Origin of the sequence: Amycolatopsis sp. lyj-84 (assembly GCF_046549075.1) — a bacterium.
Taxonomy (GTDB): Bacteria; Actinomycetota; Actinomycetes; order Mycobacteriales; family Pseudonocardiaceae; genus Amycolatopsis.
On sequence record NZ_JAJPWO010000029.1, the window covers coordinates 21,334 to 44,962 of the forward strand.

Genomic DNA, 23,629 nt, shown 5'->3' on the forward strand with positions numbered 1-23,629 from the left:
GGGGGGTGCTGACACCGGTGCCCAGCAAGCCACACCTGAGTTTGGGACGCGTCCTCGAGGACCTCGGGGACGTGCTCCTGGAGCCGGTCGCGGTCGGCCGGACCACCCGCAGGCAGCTCGGCGGGGTGGTCATCCACGATCCGCACGACGAGTCCGAAATTCCCGCCCGGGCCGTCGTGCTCGGCGTCGGGGTGCGGGAGCCCGACGAGATCGTCCGCCTCTTGCACGACGTGGGTGCGAGCGGTGCGGCGGCGCTCGTCGTCCGGTCTCCCGTCACCCCGACGCCGGAACTCCGGCGCGCCGCGGACTCGTCCGGGGTCGCCCTGCTGGGGCTCGCGCGCGGCGCATCCTGGACCCAGCTCGCCGCGATGCTGAGGACGTTGCTCGCCGAGGGGGACATCGGAGAGGTCTCGCCGCAGACCCTCGGCGGAATTCCGTCCGGTGACCTTTTCGCACTGGCCAACGCGGTGGCGGCGCTGCTGGACGCGCCGGTGACCATCGAGGACCGCAGTAACCGGATTCTCGCGTTCTCCGGGCGCCAGGACGAAGCGGATCCTTCCCGGGTGGAGACCATCCTCGGCCGTCAGGTGCCGGAGCGGTTCGCCCGCGGCCTGGAACGGGACGGTGTCTTCGAGAGGCTGTACCGCGACCACACGCCCGTCTACGTCGATCCGCAGCGTTATGACGACAACGAGATCGCGATTCCGCGAGTGGCGCTCGCCGTCCGCGCCGGCGACGAGGTGCTCGGGTCGATCTGGGCGGCGGTCCGGGAACCGCTCAGCGAGGAGCGGACCCAGGCGTTCATCGACGCCGCCAAGCTGGTCGCGTTGCACATGCTCCGGCTGCGCGCCGGCGCCGACGTCGAACGACGATTGCGCGCGGACCTGGTGAGCACGGCGCTCGAAGGCGGCGCCGGGGCGGCGGAGGCCATCGCCCGGCTCGGCCTGCTCGGTCAGCCGTCGATCGTGCTCGCCATGGGCCTGCTCGGCACGCCCGCGCTGGAGGACGACCTCCGCCTGGTCGCGGACCGCCAGCGGGTCGCCGACGCGCTGGCCATGCACCTCAGCGCCGTCCAGCCACGTTCGGCCGTCGCCCTCGTCGGCGACGTCGCTTACGGAATCGTCCCGATGCCCGGCAGTCAGGACGACTGCCAGGAGCGTTCGGTGCGGGTCGCCTCGACCTTCCTGGAGCGCACCGGGCGCCGGGCGGCGGCCGCGATCGGCATCGGACCGCTCGCGCTCGACGGCTCCGGCCTGCGCGCCTCGCGTGACGGTGCCGACCGGGCGCTGCGCGTGCTGCTCACCAACGCCCGCGCGAAACGCGTCGCGACCGTGGAAGACGTCCACGTCGACGCGCTCATGCTGGAACTGGCCGATCTCGCCGCGGCCAGGGGAGACGTGGCGACAGGACCTGTCGCGCGGTTGCTCGCCTACGACGCCCAACACCAGTCACAGCTGGTGCACACCCTCCGGTGCTGGCTTGACGCCTTCGGTGACATCGGCGCCGCGTCAGCCGCGGCCTACGTCCACCCCAACACGTTCCGGTACCGCTTGCGGCGGCTCGCCGAGGTCGGCGAGATCGACCTCGACGACGCGGGGGAGCGGTTCGCCGCCATGTTGCAACTGCGGCTGCTGCCCCCGGACGCACGGACCGGCCCGCCCGTCGCCGACGACTCCTGACCGCCGCGCGGGTTGGTCTCCCCGGCCCGAAAGGGCGGCGGATGTTCGTCTGATCGCACGAACTCCGCTCGCCGAACGCGTTTCAGAATGAGTGATCGGCGCCACGCTTGCGTCGTTCTTCTTCTCTCCCAACGTTTCCGCGGAGGCGCCATGACGGCAGTGGTCAATGAGGACACCTGGACAGCGCGGCGGATCAACCGGACGGCACTCATCACCATGGTGGTGATGGTCTGCGCCTGGGCGGTCGACTACATAGACCGGTTCTCGATCGGGATGGCGCTGCCGATGATCGGCGCCGAGTTCGACCTCAGCAAGACACAGCAGGGCTGGCTCGTGACCGTGTTCGCCCTGGTCTACATGGTCTGCCAGATCCCGGCGGGTTTCCTCGCCGACCGCTACGGCTCGCGGGGGCCGATGCTGGTGACACTGCTGGCCTGGTCGGCGTTCACCGCGATGACCGGGATGGCGGGCACCTTCGGCATGTTGCTGGTCATCCGTGGCCTTTTCGGTGTGTGCCAAGGACTTTTCCCGGCGGCCTCGTTCAAGGCGATCGCGGAACGGACCACTCCCGGCAACCGCGCGACGGTGACCGGCGTGATGCTGTCCGCCGGCGGGATCGGCGCGGGGCTCGCGCCGTTGATCGTCGGCCCGCTGCTGATGGCGGTCGGCTGGCGCCACACGTTCTTCTGGATGGCGGGGATCGGCGCGATCATCGGCGTGGCCGTCTGGACGATTCTGCCCAAGGCGCTGCCGAAGTCGTTGAGCAGCCTGCCGCGTGCCGAGTCGGCGCCGCCCGAGGTGTCACGCAAACAGGTCTTGAAGTCCTTTGTGGTCTGGAAGTTCACCCTGCTGTTCTGCGTCACCAACATGCTGAACTACGGGATGATCACCTGGGTCCCCAGCTACCTGCTGGAGACGCGGGGCCTGTCGCTGAGCCAGACCGGTGTCCTGGCCGCGATCCCGATGCTGGTCAGCATCGGCACCACCATCCTCGGCGGCTGGCTGTTCGACCGCTACTTCCACGACCACGGCCGCTGGTATCTCAGCTCGATCGCGCTGGTCACCGTGGTGCTGCTGACGCTGATGGTGAACGCGGACAGCACGGTGGAGTTCACCGTCTACGAGACGCTGGCCCTCGCGGTGTTCGGCATGGCGACGATGGCCGTCTTCGGCCTGCCGCTGCGCGTGCTGCCCACGGCGGTCACCGGGATCGGCATGGGCGTGATGAACTTCGGCGGCCAGGTGGCGGGCGCGGTCGCCCCGGTGGCGATGGGGTGGCTCGCCGACACCTTCTCCTACACCGCGGCGTTCGGTTTCCTCATCGGTACTACTTTCCTCACGGCCTTGATGGCGTTCTGGGTGCCGCAGAACCCGGCGCAGTTCACCTTCTCGCCGGCGAATCTCAGCACGGACTCGTGAGTGGTAAGGACGGTTCTAACCGTCCTTACCACTCACGAGTCCAGTCCTCAGTAGACAGGAGTCTCATGCCCACCGCGTCCGAAGTCATCGCGACGATCAACGCCCGCGCGAAAGAGGTAGGGGTCCGGGTAAGGCTGCATGCCGCCGAAGTCGACGGCACCCGGAGGATCGGCGTCGACGAGCACGCCCCCGTCGTCACGGCGTCGGTCTTCAAGGTCCCGATCGCGCTGGAGCTGGCGAGGCAGGCCGCCGACGGCGGACTCGACCTCGGCGAGCGGATCAGCGTCCCGCCGGGGCATCCGACGCCGAGCCCGTACGGACTGGCCACCTTCCGGCACGAGATCACGATGTCCTGGTACGACCTCGCGATCCTGATGATCGGGATCAGCGACAACGTCGCCACCGACCTGATCGTCGCCAGGGTCGGAAAGGAGGAGACGGAGAAAACGTTGCGGCGGCTCGGGTTCGAGCACACCACGGTCCCGCAGGACTGCGCGGAGGTGCTCGGCGGCATCGGGGAAGACCTCGGGATCTCCTACGAGGACGACGAGAAAGCGCTGTCCGAGTTGTCGATCGAGCAGATCCGTGCGTTGCGCGCGCTGCAACCGGCGCACACCTGCGCCACGACCGCCGAAGAGATCACCCGGCTGCTCGGCCTGATCTGGCGTGACGAGGCGGCCCCGCCCGCCGCGTGCGCAGACGTCCGGCGCTGGCTCGATCTCCAGGTGTGGCCGCACCGGCTGCGGTCCGGGTTCCCGGACGACGGTATCCGCGTCAGCGGCAAGACCGGGACCCTGCCGTCGGTGCGCAACGAGGTCGGTGTGGTCGAGTACCCGGATGGGGGCCGTTACGCGGTAGGGATTTTCACCGACGCCGTCGACGGCCGGTCGAGGGTGCCGGAGCGGGACTCGTTCATCGGCTTCGCCGCGGCACAGGCCGTCGAATGGCTCAGGCTTCCCGAGGCCGGGAGCGAATGATTCGTCCGCACGGATGAATTTTCCCGTCGCTCTCGTCGTTCCGCACGAACCGGTGACGCCCGTCACCGTCCTAGCATTTCCGGAAACACCGGTCCACCCTTTCCACGGACGAGGATGCCCATGTCGAAACTTTCCGAAATCGATGCCTGGCTCGAGCAGAACCTTCCCGCCCTGCTGGCCGAGCACCAGGTGCCCGGCGCGGCCGTCGCGGTCTTCGCCAACGGCGAGGTGATCGACCACGCGGCAGGCATCCTGAACCGGAGCACCGGCGTCGAGTCCACAGTGGACTCCGTGTTCCAGATCGGGTCGATCACCAAGGTGTGGACGACCACCCTCGCGATGCAGCTCGTCGACGAAGGCAGGCTGGACCTCGACAAGCCCGTCCGCGACTACCTTCCCGAGTTCGTCCTCGCCGACGACGACGCCGCTTCGCGGATCACCGTGCGGCAGCTGACCTGTCACACGTCCGGCTTCGAAGGCGACATCTTCACCGACACCGGACAGGGCGACGATTGCGTCGCGAAGCTCGTGGCGACGCTGTCCGACGTGCCGCAGCTCTTCGGCCCCGGGGAGATGTTCTCCTACAACAACGCCGGGTACTGCGTGCTCGGCCGCGTGATCGAGGTCGTGCGCGGCAAGTCCTACGACGAGTGCCTGCGCGACCACCTCTTCGCCCCGCTCGGGCTGACGCACGCCGCCACCGGGCCGTACGACGCGATCCGGTTCCGTGCCGCGATCGGTCACGTCCAGCCCACCCCGGACGACGAGCCGGTCGCGGCGCCCGTCTGGGCGCTGACGCGGTCGAACGCGCCCGCCGGCTCGCATCTCGCGATGCGCCCGCGCGACCTGCTCACCTTCGTGCGCATGCACCTCAACGAAGGCCGCGCCGACGACGGCACGCAGGTGCTCAAGCCGGAGACCGCCCGCGCCATGTGGGAGCGCCAGGTCGAACTGCCCTACCTCGGCCTGATGGGCGGGGCGTGGGGGCTCGGCTGGATGATCTTCGACTGGGACGGCGGCCCGGTGATCGGCCACGACGGCGGCACCATCGGCCAGTCGGCGTTCCTGCGGGTGGTGCCGGGCAGCAACGTCGCGGTGGCACTGCTGACCAACGGCGGCAAGCCGCTGCACCTCTACCTGGACATCTTCCGGAAGGTGCTGGGCGATCTGGCGGGCGTCGAGGTCCCGCCGCTGCCGGAGCCCAACGTCGCGGAAGCCCCGGCCGACCCGTCGCGCTACGTGGGCGAGTACTCGTCGCAGGTGGCGGACATCGTCGTCAGCCAGGACGAGGACGGCGAGCTTTGGCTGGAGCGCACGCCGAAGGGGATTTTCGCCGACCTCGGAACGGGGCCGGAGAAGAGCAGGCTGCTCGGTTACAAGGGTGACACCCTGGTCGTCGCGCACGACAGGCTTGGCCTGCACATGCCGCACGCGTTCGTCGGCGACGACGGCGACGGGCGCGCGCTGTTCGTCCACACCGGACGGGCCGACCGGCGGGTGAGCCGGTGACGGCGACGGCCGACGAGATCGAAGCGGTCTTCGCGAAAGCGGGGGCACGCGGGTTCGTGCACGCGCGCGAGGTCGGCGTCGACGGCGGTCCCGAAGTCTGCGTCGGCGCGGACGACCCGGTCGTGCTGGCGTCGGTGTTCAAGATCCCGGTCGCGGTCGCCTTCGCCCGCGAGGTGGCCGCCGGGCGGCTCGACGAGACCGAGCGGACCCGTGTCGTCGCGCGCTATCGGATCGGCGGGGTCGGCACCGCCGGTTGCGCCGACGACGTCGAGATGAGCTGGCGCGACCTCGCGCATTTCATGCTGACGATGAGCGACAACGCCGCGACCGACCTGATCTACCACCGGGTCGGGCAGGAGGCGGTCGACCGGGTGCTGGCCGATCTCGGACTCGCCAGGACACGGCTGATCGGCTGCTGCGAGGACCTCTTCGCCTCGGTGATCGCCGATCTCGGCGCGAAACCGGACGACGATCTGGAAGCCGTTTTCGCCGCGGCGACCGAGGACCAGCTGTGGAAGCTCGCGGTGGTCGACCCGGACCGCACCACGTCATCGACCCCGCGTGAGATCACCGAGCTGCTCGACGCGATCTGGACCGACCGCGCGGGCGACCCGGCCGCCTGCGAACGCGTGCGGACGATCATGGCCCAGCAGATCTGGCCGCACCGGATCTCGTCCGGTTTCCCCGCGGGGGTGGCGATCGCGGCGAAGACCGGGACCCTGCCCGCCGTCCGTAACGAAGCGGGGGTGGTGACCCATGTGGACGGTCGCCGCTACGCCGTCGCGGTGTTCACCCGCGCCGATTCCCTCGCCGACCGCCTGCCCGCGGTCGATTCCGCCATCGGCGAGGCCGCCCGCCTCGCCGTCGAACACCTTCGCGCGCAGACCGTCACCCAGTAGGAGAACCCCATGAAGAAAGCCCGGCTCACCGCCGCGATCGCGAGCGTGGTGGCCTTGACCGTGAGCGCGTGCGGGGGGACGTCGCAATCCGGGGAAGACCGGACAGCGAACCAGAAACTGACCGAAGGCAAGACCTTCACGATGGCGATCGGCTCCGATCCGGGAGCGCTGGACCCGGCGATGACCGTGCTCGCGGTCGCCCTCGAGATGGGCCGCTACCTCTACGACAGCCTCGTCAACCTCGACGAGACCGGCAAGCCGATCCCGGGACTCGCCGAGAAGTTCGAGGCCACCACGACCACGGCGTCCTTCACCCTGCGGAACGGGATCACCTGCGACGACGGCACCCCGCTGACCGCGAGCGACGTGGCGGCGAACATCAACTTCGTCGGTGATCCCGCCAACAAGTCCCCGATGTCCGGGCTCACCGTCGCGCCGGGGACCAAGGCCACCGCCGACGACGCGGCTCGGACGATCACCCTCGCCAGCGGAGCCCCCGACGCCTTCCTGCTCCGCAACGTCGGCAACCTCCCGATCGTCTGCGGCAAGGGCGTGACGGATCGTGCGGCGCTGGCCAAGGGAAAGTACGGCACCGGCATGTTCACCATGACCGAAATCGTGCCGAACGACCACTACACCCTCACCCGGCGGAAGGACTACGCGTGGGGCCCGGGGGACTGGCAGCGCGAGCAGCCGGGCCTGCCGGAGAAGGTGACCTTCCGGGTCATCCAGAACATGACGACCACGGCGAACCTGCTGCTGTCCGGTGAACTCAACGCCGCCCGGATCACCGGCCAGGACCAGCAACGCCTGCGCGCCCAGAAGCTGTACCACGGCGACCAGGTCGTGCCGATGGGCGAGATGTTCTTCAACCAGGCGCCCGGCCGGGCAGGCGGCGACCAAGCCGTCCGCCGCGCGCTGGTGCAGGCGCTCGACCTCGCGCAGATCGGCAAGGTGCTCACCAGCGGAGCGGGGGCACCCAGCCAGGGAATGGTCACCACCGAACCCAAGGCGTGCGCCGGCGACTCGGTGAACGGCAAACTGCCCGCGTTCGACGTCGCCGCGGCCAAGTCCGCCCTCGACACGGCGGGCTGGAAGCCGGGAGCGGACGGCGTGCGGGTCAAGGACGGCAAACGGCTCGCGCTCACGGCCATCTACGGCACCCAGCTGGGACCGACGATGGCGCCCTCCGCCGAACTGATGCAGCAGTCTTGGAAGGCGGTCGGCGCCGAGGTCACGCTGAAGGGCGTCGACAGCCCGGGAACCAACCAGGTGCTCTTCGGCACCGGTGAGTGGGACATCTCCCTGGCGCCGGTGACCTTGTTGCTGCCGAGTCAGGCCGTTCCGTTCGTCTCCGGGCCGAAACCGCCCTCCGGCACGAACTTCGCGCACATCGAGAACAAGGGTTACCAAACGCAGGCCGCCCAGGCGGCACAGATGCCGGGTGACTCCGGCTGCGCGACCTGGCTCGCGGCGGAATCGGCGCTCATCGAGCGGCTGGACGTCGTGCCCTACGTCAACTCGGTCATCCCGACCTTCGGCAGCAACGCGAAGTTCAAGGTCAATTTCGGTTCGGTGGAGCCGTCGTCGATCCGGATGTACAGCTGATGACGGTCGCGCTCGCCCCGGCCGGGTTGCGCGGGAGTCCCTGGCTCTCGTTCGCCGTGCGTCGTCTCGGCCGGTTCGCGGTTTCGCTGTGGGTCTTGGTCACCACGGCGTTCCTGATGATCCAGCTGATCCCCGGCGACCCGGTCCGGGCGGCGCTCGGCCTGACCGCGCCGGTGGACCTGGTGAACGCGCGACGGGAGGCCCTCGGCCTCAACGATCCGCTGTGGCTGCAGTACGTCCACTACCTCGGCGGGCTGTTCACCGGTGACTTCGGGACGTCGATGACGAGCGGGCAGCCGGTCTCCGAGGTGATCGGCGACCGGCTGCCCGCCACCCTGCAGCTCGCGTTGCCCGCCTTCGCGGTGGTCATCGCGGTGGCGATCCCGCTGGGCGTCCTGTTCGCCGTGCTGACCCGCGGCGGGCGGCGGCGGGGCAGCGAACTGGCGTTCACCTCGACGAGTGTGCTGCTCGCGGCGATCCCGGAGTTCCTGGTGGCGGTCGCGCTGGTCGCGTTCTTCGCGGTCCAGCTCGGCTGGTTCCCGGTCGCCGGGAGCGCGGACGCGAGTTCGTTCGTCCTCCCGGTCATCGCGCTGGCGCTCGGCCCGGCGTCGGTGCTCGCCCGCATCGTCCGGGTGGAGACGCTTTCCGTGCTGGGCAACGACTTCATCCGCACCGCGAGGGCGAAACGGTTGCCGGCGCGGCTGGTCTACCTCCGGCACGCGCTGCCCAACGCGCTGACCGCGACACTGACCATGGGCGGGCTGATGCTGACCGGGATGGTCGCCGGGACAGTGCTGGTGGAGAACGTGTTCGCCTGGCCAGGACTCGGTTCGACCATCGCCCAGTCGATCCTGCAGAAGGACTATCCGCTGGTGCAGGGGATCGTGCTCGTCTACGGCATCGGGGTGCTGCTGGTGAACCTGACGGTGGACGTGCTGCTGGCCGTCCTCGACCCGCGTTCGACGATCCGGGAGAGCTAAGTGGTTAATCGACGCGCGAAATGGCTCGCTGCCCTGCGCACCCCGGTGGGCGCGTTCTCGGCGACCCTGCTGTCCCTGGTGATCGCGCTCGCCGTACTGGCCCCGATCTTGTGGCACGACAAGGCCTTCGCGATCGACACCGAGGCGATCGCGCAAGGATCTTCGGCGGCGCACTGGCTGGGCACCGACGACCTCGGTCGCGACATCCTCTTCCGTGTCCTGGTGGCGACCCGGCTTTCGGTACTGCTGGCGGTGCTCGCGACGGTGATCGGCGTGGTGACCGGACTCGTCCTCGGCACGCTGCCCTCGCTGCTGCCGCGGCCCGCCGCCCGGCTGGTCACCTCGGCGGTGAACATCGCGGTCGCGTTCCCCGGGTTGCTGCTGGTGCTGTTCTTCTCGGTGATCTTCGGTGTCGGCACCCACGGCGCGGTACTGGCCGTCGGGTTCGCGCTGGCACCGGCGTTCGCCCGGCTGGCACAGACGCTCTCGGCCTCCGTGGCCGGCCAGGACTTCGTGTCCGCCGCCCGGATCTCCGGGGTCGGCCGCATCCGGTTGCTGGTCCGGCACATCCTGCCGAACATCGGCGAACCGCTGGTGGTGAACGCGACCATCGGCGCCGGCTCCTCACTGCTGGCGTTCTCCGGGCTGTCGTTCCTCGGCATCGGTGTGCAGGCACCGGATTACGACTGGGGACGGCTGCTCGGCGAGGGACTCAACGGGATCTACGTCAACCCGGCGGCCGCGCTCGCGCCGGGGGTCGCGGTGGTCCTGGCCGGGCTCGCCTTCAACCTGGTGGGCGAGACCGTGGCCGGGGTGATCGGTGTCCGCACCGGATCCCGCAAGCTCGCACCGCGGCCGGTCACTCCCGCGCGGGAGGACGTCGCCGAGGACCGTGACGACGCCGTGCTGGTGGTCGAGAACCTCCAGGTGGCGTTCCCGCGTCCGGCGGGCTGGACCGTTCCGGTACGCGGGGTGAGCTTCACCGTCCACGCGGGCGAGGCGATCGGTGTCGTCGGCGAGTCGGGCTCGGGGAAGAGCCTGACCGGGCTGGCGGTGTCGCGGCTGGTCGAAGCGCCTGCCGTGGTCACCGCGGACAGGCTCGACTTCGCCGGGAAACCCTTGCTGACCACCCCGGAACGGGATCTGCGCGGCCTGCTCGGCACCTCGCTGGCGATGGTGTTCCAGGACCCGATGACCTCGTTCAACCCGACCAGGCGGATCGGCCGTCAGCTGGCCGAAGTGGCCGAACAGCACCAAGGTCTTCCGCGCGCCAAGGCGTTCGAGCGAGCCGTGGACCGGTTGCGCGCGGTGCGGATCCCGGCCGCCGAACGGCGGGCGAAGCAGTACCCGCACGAGTTCTCCGGCGGGATGCGGCAGCGCGCGATGATCGGCATGGGCCTGATGGGCGACCCCCGGCTGATCATCGCCGACGAACCGACCACGGCGCTGGACGTCACCGTGCAGCGGCAGTTGCTGCGCCTGCTGGCGCGGACGAGGGCGGAGCGGAACACCGCGATCATCCTGATCAGCCACGACATCGCGGTCGTTTCGCAGACCTGCGAGCGGATGCTGGTGATGTACGCGGGCCGGGTGGTGGAGGACCTGCCGTCGGTGGGGACGCCACGGCATCCGTACACGCGGGCCCTGCTGGCCGCGACGCTCGACCTCGAGACCGATCGCGACGCGCCGCTCGCGGTGATCCCCGGACGCCCGCCGGAACCGGATCGCGTGCCCACCGGATGCGCCTTCGCCGACCGGTGCCCCGCGGTGACCGATCGGTGCCGCCTCGAAGACCCGGTGCTGGAACGCGTGGAATCGGGGCACCGCGTCGCGTGCTGGCATCCGCACGAGACGACGTTTTCCCAGCCCGCCAAGGAAACCGTGACCGCCGGAGGTACGGAGTGAGTGATCTCGTCTTCGACGCGGTGAGCGTCCGGTACGGCGGGAGACGTGGTCTCACCGCGGTCGACGACGTCGGGCTGACCGTCCCTTCCGGACAGGTCGTCGGGCTCGTCGGTGAATCGGGATCGGGGAAGTCGACGCTGGCCCGCGCCGCCGTCGGGCTCTCCCCGGTCAGCGCCGGGCGGGTCCTGCTGGGCGGGGTGGATGTTCGGAAGCTGCCCCGTCGCCGTCCGCTGCAGATGGTGTTCCAGGACCCGTATTCCTCTTTGGACCCGCGGATGAGCATCGGCGAGTCGATCACCGAAGCGATCCCGCGTGGCGTCCTCCCCGGCCGCGGCGCGCGCCGGGACGAGGTCGCCCGGCTCCTGGAACTGGTCAACCTCGACCCGGACCGCGCCGGGCACCTGCCGGGCCAGCTTTCCGGCGGTCAGCGGCAACGCGTGGCGCTCGCCCGCGCGCTGGCCGGGCGGCCGGAGGTGCTGATCGCGGACGAGATCACCTCCGCGCTCGACGTCTCGGTGCAGGGTGCGGTGCTCAACCTCGTCCGGTCCGTGCAGCGGCGGCTCGGTCTGTCGATGCTGTTCATCTCGCACAACCTCGCGGTGATCCGCTATCTCAGCGACATCGTCGCGGTGATGTACCTCGGCCGGATCGTCGAGGTCGGGCCCGCCGAGCAGGTGCTCACCGATCCACGGCATCCGTACACCAAGGATCTGCTCGCCGCGGCACCTTCGGCGCACACCTCGCTGTTCGACACCGGCGCGGACGAGAAGACCTCCGACACCGAACCCGCGGACCCGCACCACCCGCCGGGTGGATGCCGGTACCACACCAGATGCCCGGTCGGACCGCTCGTGCGCGCCGACCGCGAACTCTGCCTCCAGGCGGACCCCACCGAAGGCGCGGCACACCGACGTCATTCGGCGGCCTGCCACTTCAGCGAAAACGAGAGCCACCCGCTCGCGATCTCCAGAGGAGCAAGCGCACCATGACCCGACGTCTCGGTCTCGACGACCTGTACGCGATCGCCGTCCCCAGTCAACCTTCGCTGTCACCGGACGGCGGCCGGATCGTCTACGTCCTGCGCACGGCGAACCGCGAAGAGGACCGGAACGAGACCACGCTCTGGGAGGTCGGCTCGACCTCCGGAGAAGCCCGGCAGCTCACGCGCGGAACCGCCGACCTGGCCCCCACCTGGGCGCCGGACGGCACCCGGATCGCGTTCCTCCGCGCCCAGGACGGTCCGCCGCAGCTGTGGTTCCTGCCGTCGTCGGGCGGGGAAGCCGAACGGATCACCGAACTGCCGCTCGGGGCGGGCGCTCCGGTGTGGAGCCCGGACGGAAGCAAGATCGCCTTCTCGGCCGCCGTCGACCTGGCGGACGGTGAACCCGCCCCGAACGCCCCGGTGGTGGCGGACCGGCTGGACTTCAAGGCCGACGGCGCCGGGCTGATCAAGACCATCCGCAAGCACCTGCATGTCCTCGACGTCGCCACCCGCGAGGTCCGGCAGGTCACCTTCGGCGATTGGCACGCCGGCGACCCCGCCTGGTCGCCCGACGGCACGCACCTGGCGTTCTCCGCCGGACGGGACGCCGACGCCGACTTGACCTTCCGTTCCGGTGCCTATGTTCTCGACGTGACCGCGAAGACCGCCGAACCGCGGCTGATCGGCTCCGGCGAAGGCATGGCGGGTCCGGTCACCTGGACCGCCGACGGCCGCGAACTCCTGGTGGCGGGCCGCGGTGACACCGAAGTCGGCCACCTCGGGCTGCTGCGGGTCCCGCTCGACGGCGGCGACGCGGTCGATCTGACGGCTTCGCTGGACCGCAACGTGATGTTCGGCGGTGCGGGCTACCCGGGCGCGCTCCCGAAGCTGACCGCGGACGGCGGTTCCGTGCTGTTCGGCCTTCGTGACCGCGGCTGCACCCATCTGTACCGAGTGGACGTCGACGGCGGAAACCCGCGCGCGGTACTGGCCGGCGCCGACCGCGTCGTGTCCGGAATGGACCTCGCGGGCGACAAGGCCGTGGTCGTCCTGGCCACGGGCACTTCGTACGGCGAGATCGCCACCGTCGACCCGGCCACGGGTGCCGTCGACGTGCGCACCGAGCACGGCGCCTCGGTCGCCGACGTCGACCTTTTCGTGCACGAGGAACGGGAATTCACCATCGGCGACGGGACCGTCGTCCACGGCTGGCTGCTGCGGGACCCGGCCCGGTCCGGCGCCGCGCCGCTGCTGCTCGACATCCACGGCGGCCCGCACAACGCCTGGAACGGCGCGGCCGACTGGATCCACCTCTATCACCAGGCGCTCGTCGCGCGCGGCTGGGCGGTCCTGCTGCTCAACCCGCGGGGCAGCGACGGCTACGGCGAGGACTTCTTCACCGGCGCCGTCGGCGGATGGGGCACCGCGGACTCCTGTGACTTCCTCGAACCGCTGGACCGGCTGGTCGCCGAAGGGGTCGCCGACGCGGACCGTCTCGCCGTGGCGGGCTACAGCTATGGCGGGTTCATGACCTGCTACCTGACCAGCCGCGACAACCGCTTCGCCGCCGCCGTCGCCGGTGGCGTGGTCAGCGACCTGACCAGCATGGAGGGCACTTCCGACGCCGGGCACTACCTGGCCGTCGGCGAGCTCGGCGGCGCGTCGTGGGACAAGGCCAACGCGGAGTTCTCACCGTTCGCCAAGGTCGCCGACGTGCGGACGCCGACGCTGGTCGTCCAGGGCACGGAAGACGAGCGGTGCCCGGTCGGCCAGGCCGAGCAGTGGTTCGGTGCCCTGCGTGCGTGCGGCGTCCCGGCCCGGATGGTGCTGTACCCGGGCGCGTCTCATCTGTTCATCCTCGACGGCCCGCCCTCGCACCGTCTCGACTTCAACCGGCGGGTCCTCGACTGGGTCGAGCAGTACGCGGGACCGGTGGACGGGGTGTCGCGGGTGCCGATCGACGCCGCGCACTGGCGGCGCCGTCTGGCCGAACTGGCGCGCAAGTACGGCGTCCCCGGTGCGGCACTGGGCATCGTGCGGGTCGGGGACGGCAGGGAGAACACCGAAGACGCCGAGGTGCACGCCTCCTTCGGTGTGCTCAACACGGCGACCGGCGTGGAGGTCACCGAGGATTCGGTGTTCCAGATCGGTTCGGTCTCCAAGGTGTGGACCTCGACCGTGGTGATGCAGCTGGTCGACGAGGGCCTCCTCGATCTGGACGCGCCGATCGCCGACGTCGTCCCGGAACTGCGGCTGGCCGACCCGGACGTCGCCAAGCAGGTGACCATGCGGCATCTGCTGACGCACACCAGCGGGATCGACGGCGACGTCTTCACCGACACCGGCCGCGGCGACGACTGCCTCGAGCGCTACGTCGAAATCCTCGACCAGGCCGCGCAGAACCATCCGTTGGGCGAGACGTTCTCCTACTGCAACTCGGGTTTCGTGCTCATGGGCCGGGTGATCGAGAAGCTCACCGGGCTCACCTGGGACGCCGCGATGCGGGAGAAGCTGTTCGCCCCGCTCGGCCTCACCCACACCGTGACCCTTCCCGAGGAAGCGCTGATGTACCGCGCGGCCGTCGGTCACGTCGCGGGCACGGACGAGGAACCGAAGCCGGCACCCGTCTGGGGGCTGCCGCGGAACATGGGCCCGGCAGGACTGATCACCGCCACGACCAAGGACGTGCTCGGGTTCGCCCGGCTGCACCTGACCGGCGGTCTCACCCCGTCCGGTGACCGGATCCTGACGACAGCGTCCGCCACCGCGATGGCCGAGAAGCAGACCGAGATCCCCGACAAGCACTCGCTCGGTGATTCCTGGGGCCTCGGCTGGATCCGCGACGACTGGAGCGGACGGCGGGTCATCGGCCACGACGGCAACACGATCGGGCAATCGGCGTTCCTGCGGCTGCTGCCCGATCAAGGGCTCGCCGTCACGCTGCTCACCAACGGCGGCAACACCCGCGACCTGTACGTGGAGCTGTACCGGGAGATCTTCGCCGAACTCGCCGACGTGGCGATGCCGCGGCCGCTGGAGCCGCCCGCGACTCCGGTCACCGTGGACGGTTCGAAGCACGTCGGTGTCTACGAACGGGCCGGTGTGCTGATGGAGGTCCTGGCCGACGGGGACGGGATCCGGCTCCGGCAGACCGTCACGGGTCCGCTGGCCGATCTCATGCCGGAGAAGACGATGGAGTTCGCCCTGGTCCCGGTGACCGACTCGCTCTACGTCTGCCGTGAGGAGGGTGCGCGGACGTGGATGCCGGTCACGTTCTACTCGTTGCCGACGGGTGAGCAGTACATGCACTACGGCGTGCGCGCGACGCCGAAGGTCTCCTGAAAGCGCTCGGCCCGCCCGGACGACTTCCGGGCGGGCCGAGTGTTCAGGCGCAGACGACCTTGTCGACGAGGGCGCGGACGGCGTCGTCGCCGGGACCGTGCCCGAAGGTCAACGAAGCCAGTACCCGGCGTGTCCCGTCGAGACTGGCGAAAGCGACGGTGCCGTAGCCGGGAATGCCGCCACTGTGGCCGATCACGGTCACGCCGCACGGCGTCGTCCGCGTTTCGAGCCCGAGCGCGTACCCGCCGGTGAACGGCAGGGGCCGGGTCATCTCGGCGAACAGCGCGCGGGGGAGCAGTCTCCCGCCCACCAAGGCCCGGACGAACCTGTCGAGGTCGGCCGTCGTCGAAATCAGGGCCCCGGCGGAACCCGCCAGGCTGGGATTCATCTCGGTCACGTCCACAAGGGACCGACCGGCCTGCTGGTACCCGCGGGCGTGCCTGCCGGGGATGCGGATCCGGTCCCCGGGCGCGGAACTGTGGTCCATGCCCAGAGGCAGGAAGATCCGCTCGGTCACCTCGGCGCCCCACGGCCGTCCGGTGATCCGCTCGATCAGCATGCCCAGCACGACATAGTTCGTGTTGGAGTAGGAATAGGCGGTGCCCGGCCGGAAGTCCAGGGGCTTCGCGGCGGCGATCTCGATGAGGTCCTCGGGTTCGAAGTGCTTGAAGCGGTACTTCGGGAAGTCGTCGCTCGTCAGTGGCATGCCGCGGAGGTACTCGTACAGTCCGCTGGTGTGCTGGAGCAGCATCCGGACGGTGATCGTCTTCCCGTCCGGCAGGAGCCCGGGAAGGTGCTCCTCGATCGGGTCGTCCAGCCGGATCCGGTGCTCCGCCACCAGTTGCAGGAGGACGGTCGCGACGAACGGCTTGGTGGTACTGCCGATCCGGAACCGTCCCTCGGTGGAAACCGGCTCGCGGGTGACCAGATCGGCCACCCCCGCAGCCACCGTCCGGACCCGGCCGTCCCGGACCGAACGGATCTGGACGCCGGTCGCGCCCAGGTCGACGATCTCTTGTGCGGCCCGGTGAAGCGAGTCCTGGGCGGCGTGCGCCGGGAAGGTCTGCGTGAGCAAGGTGGCCGCGACGAGGAGCGACAGCTTTCCGATCACGCTTTGCGCCGCGCCAGGTAACGGATGATCAGAAGCACGATGCAGACGACCGAGACGGCGCCCGCGGCCATGCGGAAGGTCCAGTCCAGTCCCGCGAACTGGCCGATCGAGTTGGCGGCGGCGCTGACGAGAAGGACCAGCCAGAGGGAGGCGGTGACGAGGGCGCCGCTGGAGTTTTTGGTGTCGCTCATGGGAAATACGCTAAAGAGCGGCGGTCTCGTGGAGTAGGGGAGTGACCCCCGATTGCGGGGTGGTGCTGGCGCTACCCCGGGAGCTCGTCGGTCTTCCGGGGTGCCGGTCGCGGATCCGGCCCGCCGAAGCCCGCCACCCGGTCCCAGACCCAATCCGCCATCGACGCGGCGACGGGCTCGTCGGGGTGTCCGGGCCGGCGCTTGACCAAAGTCCCGAACGCGACGGCGACCAGGTACGCCCCGGCGTCGTCGGTCATCACCTGTTCCCAGACCTCGTTTTCGGGCCAGTCGGGGTGCGCTGCCTGGTCGGCCTCGATCCCGGCGCTCATGGCGATGATCTCGGCCGCCGACAGCAGGCGGAACGGCTCGGCCAGGCCCCAGGCGGAGCCGGAGCCGGGCTGCTGGCCGTCGTGCCAGGCCACCAGATCCTCCGCGACCATGGACCCGATCTTGTCGGCCTCGGTCTCATCGGAGATCGAGATTCCCGGTCGCAGGGTGGCACGCAGGTCGGCGGGCAGCACGTCGTTCAGCGCCGCCAGCGCGGAAGCCAGGTCGGTACCGAGCATCCGGTCGCGCAGTTGCTGCCACCCCAGCTCGATCACCCCGGTGCGGCGGATGTCCTCCAGCGTGATGTCTTTGGCTTGAGCGTTCTCGGCGACCCGCAGCATCGTCCGTGCCGTCCCCACGAGGTTCTGCGCCAGATCCTCGGTCGGATCCTCGCGCAGCAGCCGCAGACCGAGTTGTTCGGCGTCGGTGAACCGGTATTGCACCAGGTAGGACCAGCCGAGCATCAGAGCGACCCACGAGTTCGCCGCGTCGGCCCGGATGGCCTCTTCCGCCGCGTGGACGAACCGGTCGACCGGTGCGAGGCTCCCCAGCAGGTACACCCCGCGTTTCCCGAGCGCCTTGGGCAGTTCGTCCGGCACCGTCCGGGAGCACAGGGCGACCGCCTCGTCGAGTTGGCGCCACCCTTCCTCGTGCTCCCCGCAGAGCGCCTGGGCGGACCCCAGCTCCATCCAGTCGTCCCAGTCCTCGTGCTCCTCGGCCAGCACGGTGTCCGCCCACCGGAGCGCCTCGGGATGATCGCGCTCGGCGAACGCCAGATGCCGAAGGGCACGAGCCGCGTTGACGAACTGGCCGTCGCGGCGACCTGCCACCTGGAGGTAAAGACGGCGTGCCTCGTCAGCCTCGCCGCAGAACTCGCGGTGATTGCCGAGCAACAGCGAAACGCTGCTCCGCTGAGGCTGGGCCGCGAGCACCTGCAGCGCCAGCTCGGCGACCTTGGGATGCTCCGGCTGTGCCGCGAAAAGCTCCCAGGCCAGGTCCAGGGTCCGCTCCAGGGCATCCGCGTCGTCGGCGGGCGTGCGATCGAAGTCGCTCATCGCATTCCTCGCTTGACCCGGTACGCCCGGAGTTGATCGAAGGTGCCGTCGTCGACGCCGTACTCCAGCACCGGCGCCACCTGGTCGAACCAGGACGTCGTGGACGGGATGATGCCACCGGCCGCGGCCAGCAGCGCGGCGGTGGTGACCGGTATCAGCTCACCCTTGCTCATCGACTCGACCATCGCCTGCTGCAGCACGGTGGTCGTCAAGTGACCGAGATCGGCACCGGAGAACCCCTCCGTCGCCGCGGCGACGGCCACGACATCGACATCGTCCGAGGGCTTGCCCGCCAGCGTGCTCTGGACGATCGCCGCCCTGGCGACCGCGTCCGGCGGCAGCACCAGCACCGTCTTGTCGATCCGGCCCGGTCTGCGCAGCGCGGAGTCGATGTCCCACGGCCGGTTCGTCGCGGTCAGGAAGTAGACCCCGTCGTTCGCGCCGTCCACGCCGTCGAGCTCTTCCAACAGCTGGGTGACGAGCATCCGCATCGAGTGAGACCCGCCGCCACCGGAGGTGCGCCGTCCGCCGAGCGCGTCGAACTCGTCGAAGAAGATCACGCACGGCGCTGCCGCGCGTGCGTCGCGGAACACGCTTTGGATCGCCTTCTCGCTCTCACCGATCCACCTGCTGAGCAGGTCCGCGAGGGTCACGTGGATGAAGGACGCGCCGAGATCGCCGGCGATCGCCCTGGCGATGAACGTCTTGCCGCACCCGGGCGGGCCGTACATCAGCAGCGATCCGCCCGGCTTCTGCCCGAACGCCGCCGCCAGCCCGGGATTGCGCAGCGGAGCGAGAAACGTGGTGTCCAGGTGCCGCTTGACGTCGGCGAGACCCGCGACGTCGGACAGGGTCACCGCCGGGCGCTCGGTGTCCCACAGCGACGCTGCGACAGCGGCGCCGCCGTACTGCCGGTCCCCGTCGGCCGGGGACGGAACGGTCTCGGCGGGCGGCGGGTTCGAGGTGCGCAACCGCGCCGCCATCAGCCGGGCGCGCAGCAAGCGGATCCGCGCCGGGTCACCGCCGTGGGCCCCGAACGCCGTCAGTTCGGTGGCGGCGCGATCCGGGTCCTGCTCCAGCAGCAGCGTGATGAAGTCCTCGCGCAGCGCCAGATTGCCGGGGTCGGCCTCCACCTCGCGCGCGATCACCTCGAGGAAACCGTCGCTTCGATCGGCATCGGTCACCGTGCCGCTCCTGCGATCCAGCCCTTGAGCAGACCCAGGTTCGCCAGCGGGATGTAGTGGCCGATCCGCGGATGGTCCAGCGTCACACCGACCACTCCGGACTCGGCGAACGCGGCGAGGTAGTCGATCGCGGCCGGCATCGGCACGCTGAACAGCGGCACCGCGTCGCCCTCCGGGACGGCCAGGCCGAGAGCGCGGGCGGCTTCGTTCGCCCTCGCCGCACTGCTGTAGAGGCAGATCATCGGCCCCTGCTCGGCGGCGACGGCGTAGGGACGGGGCCGGTCGGCCTGGCCGCGCGCGATGAAGAACCAGTGCTCCAAGCGGGTCACCTGCCGCCACAGCGCGATCTGCGCCGCCGTGTCTCCCGCGGGCGCGGCTTTGACAGCCTCGTCGAGGCGGTCCAGTTCAGCGACCAGCTCGGGGCTGTTGTCTCCCGTCATTGTGGTTCTCTCTCGCGTTTGAGCTCAGGGGTCGACGCCACCCTGGCGGCTGTGTCGGGAGTCCAAAAGGGCCGAAGAGACCACAAGCGAATCGTCCGGAAAGGGCCGGCCGGGGAGAGGGCGGCTGTTAGGGTCCCGGCTCATGCGGGTGTGGTGTTGTGGCCTGGTCGTGGGCGCGGGTGTACTGCTCGGCGCGTGCGCCGGGGGCGGGTCGGGGACCGGCCAGGTGCTGCCCGGGACGACCACGAAGGCCCCGGCGACCAGTCCTCTGAAGACTGCGACGTCGCCGCCGCCGGAGACCCCGGCGACCACCACGACCCGGCTGACCCCGGAGACGACGCGGACCACGGCTCATCGCTCCACGACGACCGCGAAGCGCCCGACGACCCCGCGCCGCACTCCTCATCCCACCCGGAGACGCTGACGGGTCGTGAGTGGCGTTTCGGGTTGGCACGACCGGTATTTGCCTACCTGCGCGTGAGCAGGGCGAAGGCGAAGTGTCCGCGATGGCACGTTCGAGCGTGGCGGCTCAACGTGTGCCGGGTGTTGACGATGAAGGAATCGGGACGTTGAGTGTCCCGATTCCTTCATCGTCGATGGGCCGGGTCGATCAAGACCGTGCCCACACCCACACAACCTCACGACCGGCGGTCGAGCGGGGAAGATTTGGGACGTTCAATGTCCCAAATCTTCCCCACTCGCCCACAACCCCCTTACGCGCTCACGACTCACCCGGCCGGAGCATGACTCAGGCGTTGTGCGCGGTCGCCATCCCCGGTGTCGCGAAAGCCACTTTCGCGACGTCTGATGTCCCGAAAGTGGCTTTCGCAACGCCCGTCCTGTGGAGCCCATGACCTCCCACGGTCATGGGCTCCACAGTGTCGGATCACCTCATTGGACGGTGAGGCTGTATTCGGCCGTACCGGTTTTGCCGGTGCTGTCGGTGGCGGTGATGGTGATCTTGTAGATGCCGCGCTGGAACGGGGCGGCGACGGACATGCGCGACGTACCGCCTGGGGCGACGCTGGAGGGCTGGAACATCGGGCTGAACGTCAGGCCCGTCGCGGTGAGTGTGCTGTTGCCCGTTCCTCCGGCGACGGTGACGGTCGCGTTGACGAACGAGCCGGGTGTCACCGTTCCCGCGCCGGGCGAGACGGTCGGCTTCGGTCCTTCCGTGGTGCCGCCGTCGCCGACGGTCAGGGTGTAGTCGGCGGACTTGGTGCCGGACGGGCCTTTCGCCGTGACGGTGATCCGGTGCGTGCCTTTCGGAGTGCTCGCCGCGGTCTCCACGGTGAGTTTGGCGACGTCGCCGGAGTCGACGGACGAACCGGGCTGGAACGTGGCCGTCGCGCCGTCGGGCAGGCCGGTCGCGGCCAGCTCGAGCTTTTCGGGTCCCGAGTCGCCTGCCTTGGTCACGACGGAGGTCGAGATGTACTTGCCGGGTTCGACCTTGCCCGCCGCCGGACTGAGGGAGACGCCGAATTTCCCGTCACCGGGCTGAGTGCCGCCGATCTCGCCGCGCGCCCAGTCGCCCATCTCGCTGGTGAGCCGGGCCATGATGCTGTAGCGGTCGCATCCGGACGCGCCCCACGAGACGACGCCGACGATCACACCGTCCACGATGAACGGCCCGCCGCTGTCGCCGGAGCAGGTGGCGGTGCGTCCGTCGTCGTACCCGACGCACACCATGAGGTCGGGGTTCACCCGCACGTTGAACACCTGGCAGTTGTTCGCGTCGTTGACCGGCATCGTGGTCTTGTACAGGACGCCGGAACCGCCTCCGGACGAGGTCTTTCCGTAGCCGACGGCGGTGCCCGACTTCCCCGGTGCGGTCAGCCCGGCATCACCCGATCCGGCCACCTTGGCCCACTGGTTCTCCGGGACGGGCAGGTCGGCCTCGGTGGTGATCACCGCGACGTCGTAGCCGGTCTGCCACGAGTTCGGGCCGGTGTAGCGGGGATGCACCTTGTAGGAGGCGACAGGGGTGCGGAAGGTTTCGTCGCCCGGAGTGTTCAGGTCGTCGTCGCCGTAGAGGTAGCTCTTCGCCCCGCCGACGTCGATCATGCAGTGCGCCGCGGTGATGATCTTGCGTTTGCCGACGACGGAAGCGGTGCAGGACTGTCCCTGCGGGCCGCCGCCGCCCGCTCGCAGACCCGCGATGATGTAAGGGTTTTCCCGTACGGTGGTGCGTTGTCCGTTGACCACCCTGGTCCCCATGTCCGGGGGCCGCAGCTGATCGGTGGGTGTCGCGGCGATCGCGGTGGGTTCGGCGTTCGCCGTCCCGATCGCGGGCAAAGTGATCACGGCCAGTGCCATGGCGACGGCGGTGACCAGACGCGCTGTTCTCATCGTGCTCCTCGGTTCGCAGGGTTGTTCCCGATCAGAACGTGACCGACCAGCCGGTCAAGGTGCCGGTGTCGAAGCGGTGGACGTCGCGCACCTGAAGCTTCCAAGTGCCGTTGGCGTTCTCGCCGGAGGCGTTCACGGTGAAGGTCTGGTGCACACCGCCCGCCTCGCCGATCCCGCCCGCCGGTTTGACGGGCAGCGTGGCCCCGCTCGGTCCGATCAGGTCGATCGCCAGGTCCGCCGAGTAGCTGTGGTCGATGTCCACCCGGACGGCCAAGCTCGCCGGAGCGTTGCCGTCGCAGCCGCTCTGGGTCACGGTGCTGCCCACGGTGGCCCCGGCGTCGGGAATGGACACGTCCTCGTCGTTGGACTTGACGCCACACTTGGTCGGCGTGCCGCCGCCGATGAACCCGGTGTAGAGCAACGCGTCCGGCGAACCCGCGCCGGGATCGGTCACCAGCCCCGGCGAGGCGTTGCGGACGAGCGCGTCGCGTACCTGCTGCGGTGTCGCGCCGGGATTCGCGGCGAGGTACAGCGCCGCCGCCCCCGCGCCGTGCGGTGAGGCCATCGAGGTGCCGCTGCCGGTACGGAAGCCGCCGGTGTGGTCGGTGGAGTAGATGTTGCCGCCCGGCGCGAACAGGTCGACACACTTCCCGTAGTTCCCGCTACGGCCGCCGCCCTGGTTGATCCAGCCGACGGTCAACGCTTCGGGAGTACGGCCGGGGCTGGCCGTGCAGGCGTCCTGTCCGTTGTTGCCCGCGGCGACGGCGACCACGAACCCCTTGTCCACCAACGCTTTCACTTGAGCGTCCCCGACGCCGAGGGTGTCCATGACCAGGCTCAGGTTGACCACGGCCGGTTTGACTCCGTTGGCGGCCACCCATTCCAGCCCGCTCACGGTCGCCGAATCCGGTCCGGAGCCGCCACAGCCCAGCGAGCGGACCGCGACCACTTTGGCCTTCTTGGCGACGCCGACGGTTTTGCCCGCGATGGTGCCCGCCACGTGGGAGCCGTGCCAGAAGCAGTCGCTCGCGTCGTTGTCGTTGTCGATGAAATCGCGGCCGTGCGCTCCCCGGCCCTCGAACTCGGCGTGCTGGATACCCACCCCGGAGTCGACGACGTACGCGGTGACACCCTCGCCACCGTTGGGGTAGACGTACTTCTTGTCCAGGGTCTTGGTGCGCTGGTCGATCTGGTCCAGCCCCCACGACGGCGGGTTCGGTTGTTCGCCGGCGGCACGTGCGACGCCGTCCTGGTGCACCGTCCGCACGGCCGGGTCGGCGGCCAGTCGCCGGGCCTGCCGCTCGCTCAGGTCCCGGACCGAAAAACCGTTCAGGGTCAACGCGTAGGTGTCGACGACCGCACCGCCGTAGCGCTGGGTCAACGAGGCGGCCCCGCCCTGAGCGGCCGCCTGCGCGCCGTCCCGGAGGACCACTATGTAGCGACCGGCGATGGGCTGCCGGGCTTGCACGACATCGCTTTCGGGCGTCGCGGCCGACGCGGCGGGACTCACCGTCGCCAGTGCGGCCGCGATGGCGACCAGACCTAGAGTTATCCGGGCCTTCTGCATCTTTCCTCCCTTTCCCGTGTGCGCCTGGCGCACCGCTTCACCATTCGGCGCGGGCGGAGGGGAAACAATCGTGGTGAGACCCCGGAGGGGTACGGCATTACGGCG

18 protein-coding genes are annotated in these 23,629 nt (G+C 69.8%); 11 read left to right on the top strand and 7 right to left on the bottom strand.

Annotated features, from left to right (window positions below; all coding sequences use genetic code 11):
* Positions 1 to 5 precede the first annotated feature (5 nt).
* From ACLJRM_RS43830 to ACLJRM_RS43875, 10 genes are all read left to right on the top strand, one after another.
* Complete coding sequence (locus tag ACLJRM_RS43830) at positions 6 to 1,679, top strand: PucR family transcriptional regulator (RefSeq protein WP_410666393.1); 1,674 nt, start codon at positions 6 to 8, stop codon at positions 1,677 to 1,679.
* Between the two features lie 150 nt (positions 1,680 to 1,829).
* Complete coding sequence (locus tag ACLJRM_RS43835) at positions 1,830 to 3,098, top strand: MFS transporter (protein ID WP_410666394.1); 1,269 nt, start codon at positions 1,830 to 1,832, stop codon at positions 3,096 to 3,098.
* A 65-nt stretch (positions 3,099 to 3,163) separates the two neighbouring features.
* The gene (locus ACLJRM_RS43840; RefSeq protein ID WP_101608139.1) at positions 3,164 to 4,075 is read left to right on the top strand and encodes a serine hydrolase; all 912 of its coding nucleotides are present in this window, start codon (positions 3,164 to 3,166) and stop codon (positions 4,073 to 4,075) included.
* A gap of 120 nt (positions 4,076 to 4,195) precedes the next feature.
* Positions 4,196 to 5,584: a serine hydrolase domain-containing protein gene (locus ACLJRM_RS43845; protein ID WP_410666395.1), complete on the top strand. Its 1,389-nt coding sequence runs from the start codon at positions 4,196 to 4,198 to the stop codon at positions 5,582 to 5,584.
* Positions 5,581 to 6,483: a serine hydrolase gene (locus tag ACLJRM_RS43850; protein ID WP_410666396.1), complete on the top strand. Its 903-nt coding sequence runs from the start codon at positions 5,581 to 5,583 to the stop codon at positions 6,481 to 6,483. Before ACLJRM_RS43845 ends, ACLJRM_RS43850 begins: the two co-directional genes overlap by 4 nt.
* 9 nt (positions 6,484 to 6,492) lie before the next feature.
* Positions 6,493 to 8,091, top strand: coding sequence for an ABC transporter substrate-binding protein (locus tag ACLJRM_RS43855; RefSeq protein ID WP_410601029.1), 1,599 nt, complete (start codon positions 6,493 to 6,495; stop codon positions 8,089 to 8,091).
* Complete coding sequence (locus tag ACLJRM_RS43860) at positions 8,091 to 9,071, top strand: ABC transporter permease (RefSeq protein WP_101608135.1); 981 nt, start codon at positions 8,091 to 8,093, stop codon at positions 9,069 to 9,071. Before ACLJRM_RS43855 ends, ACLJRM_RS43860 begins: the two co-directional genes overlap by 1 nt.
* Complete coding sequence (locus ACLJRM_RS43865) at positions 9,072 to 10,976, top strand: dipeptide/oligopeptide/nickel ABC transporter permease/ATP-binding protein (RefSeq protein WP_410666397.1); 1,905 nt, start codon at positions 9,072 to 9,074, stop codon at positions 10,974 to 10,976. It begins immediately after the preceding gene.
* Positions 10,973 to 11,965, top strand: coding sequence for an ABC transporter ATP-binding protein (locus ACLJRM_RS43870; RefSeq protein ID WP_101608133.1), 993 nt, complete (start codon positions 10,973 to 10,975; stop codon positions 11,963 to 11,965). The genes ACLJRM_RS43865 and ACLJRM_RS43870 overlap by 4 nt, the downstream gene beginning before the upstream one ends.
* Positions 11,962 to 15,300: a serine hydrolase gene (locus ACLJRM_RS43875; RefSeq protein ID WP_410666398.1), complete on the top strand. Its 3,339-nt coding sequence runs from the start codon at positions 11,962 to 11,964 to the stop codon at positions 15,298 to 15,300. Before ACLJRM_RS43870 ends, ACLJRM_RS43875 begins: the two co-directional genes overlap by 4 nt.
* Positions 15,301 to 15,343: 43 nt before the next feature.
* Here the strand turns inward: ACLJRM_RS43875 and ACLJRM_RS43880 are convergent, their stop codons facing one another.
* The 5 genes from ACLJRM_RS43880 to ACLJRM_RS43900 form a co-directional block, all read right to left on the bottom strand.
* Positions 15,344 to 16,411, bottom strand: a complete 1,068-nt coding sequence (locus tag ACLJRM_RS43880; RefSeq protein WP_410666399.1) for a serine hydrolase domain-containing protein — start codon at positions 16,409 to 16,411, stop codon at positions 15,344 to 15,346.
* Positions 16,408 to 16,602: a hypothetical protein gene (locus ACLJRM_RS43885; RefSeq protein ID WP_101608130.1), complete on the bottom strand. Its 195-nt coding sequence runs from the start codon at positions 16,600 to 16,602 to the stop codon at positions 16,408 to 16,410. The genes ACLJRM_RS43880 and ACLJRM_RS43885 overlap by 4 nt, the downstream gene beginning before the upstream one ends.
* A gap of 71 nt (positions 16,603 to 16,673) precedes the next feature.
* The gene (locus ACLJRM_RS43890; protein WP_410666400.1) at positions 16,674 to 17,984 is read right to left on the bottom strand and encodes a tetratricopeptide repeat protein; all 1,311 of its coding nucleotides are present in this window, start codon (positions 17,982 to 17,984) and stop codon (positions 16,674 to 16,676) included.
* Entirely contained in the window at positions 17,981 to 19,168 is a 1,188-nt protein-coding gene (locus ACLJRM_RS43895) for an ATP-binding protein (protein WP_410666401.1), read from the bottom strand. The genes ACLJRM_RS43890 and ACLJRM_RS43895 overlap by 4 nt, the downstream gene beginning before the upstream one ends.
* A complete protein-coding gene (locus ACLJRM_RS43900) occupies positions 19,165 to 19,608 on the bottom strand; it encodes a hypothetical protein (protein WP_410666402.1) in 444 nt (147 codons plus the stop codon). The genes ACLJRM_RS43895 and ACLJRM_RS43900 overlap by 4 nt, the downstream gene beginning before the upstream one ends.
* Before the next feature lie 142 nt (positions 19,609 to 19,750).
* On the opposite strand from ACLJRM_RS43900, the gene ACLJRM_RS43905 reads away from it, so the two are divergent.
* On the top strand, positions 19,751 to 20,032 hold the full coding sequence (locus ACLJRM_RS43905; protein ID WP_410666403.1) for a hypothetical protein: 282 nt from the start codon (positions 19,751 to 19,753) through the stop codon (positions 20,030 to 20,032).
* A 467-nt stretch (positions 20,033 to 20,499) separates the two neighbouring features.
* Here ACLJRM_RS43905 and ACLJRM_RS43910 read toward each other — a convergent pair whose 3' ends face one another.
* Entirely contained in the window at positions 20,500 to 21,957 is a 1,458-nt protein-coding gene (locus ACLJRM_RS43910) for a trypsin-like serine protease (RefSeq protein WP_410666404.1), read from the bottom strand.
* 31 nt (positions 21,958 to 21,988) lie between these two features.
* On the bottom strand, positions 21,989 to 23,524 hold the full coding sequence (locus tag ACLJRM_RS43915) for a S8 family peptidase (RefSeq protein WP_101608125.1): 1,536 nt from the start codon (positions 23,522 to 23,524) through the stop codon (positions 21,989 to 21,991).
* Positions 23,525 to 23,629 lie beyond the last annotated feature (105 nt).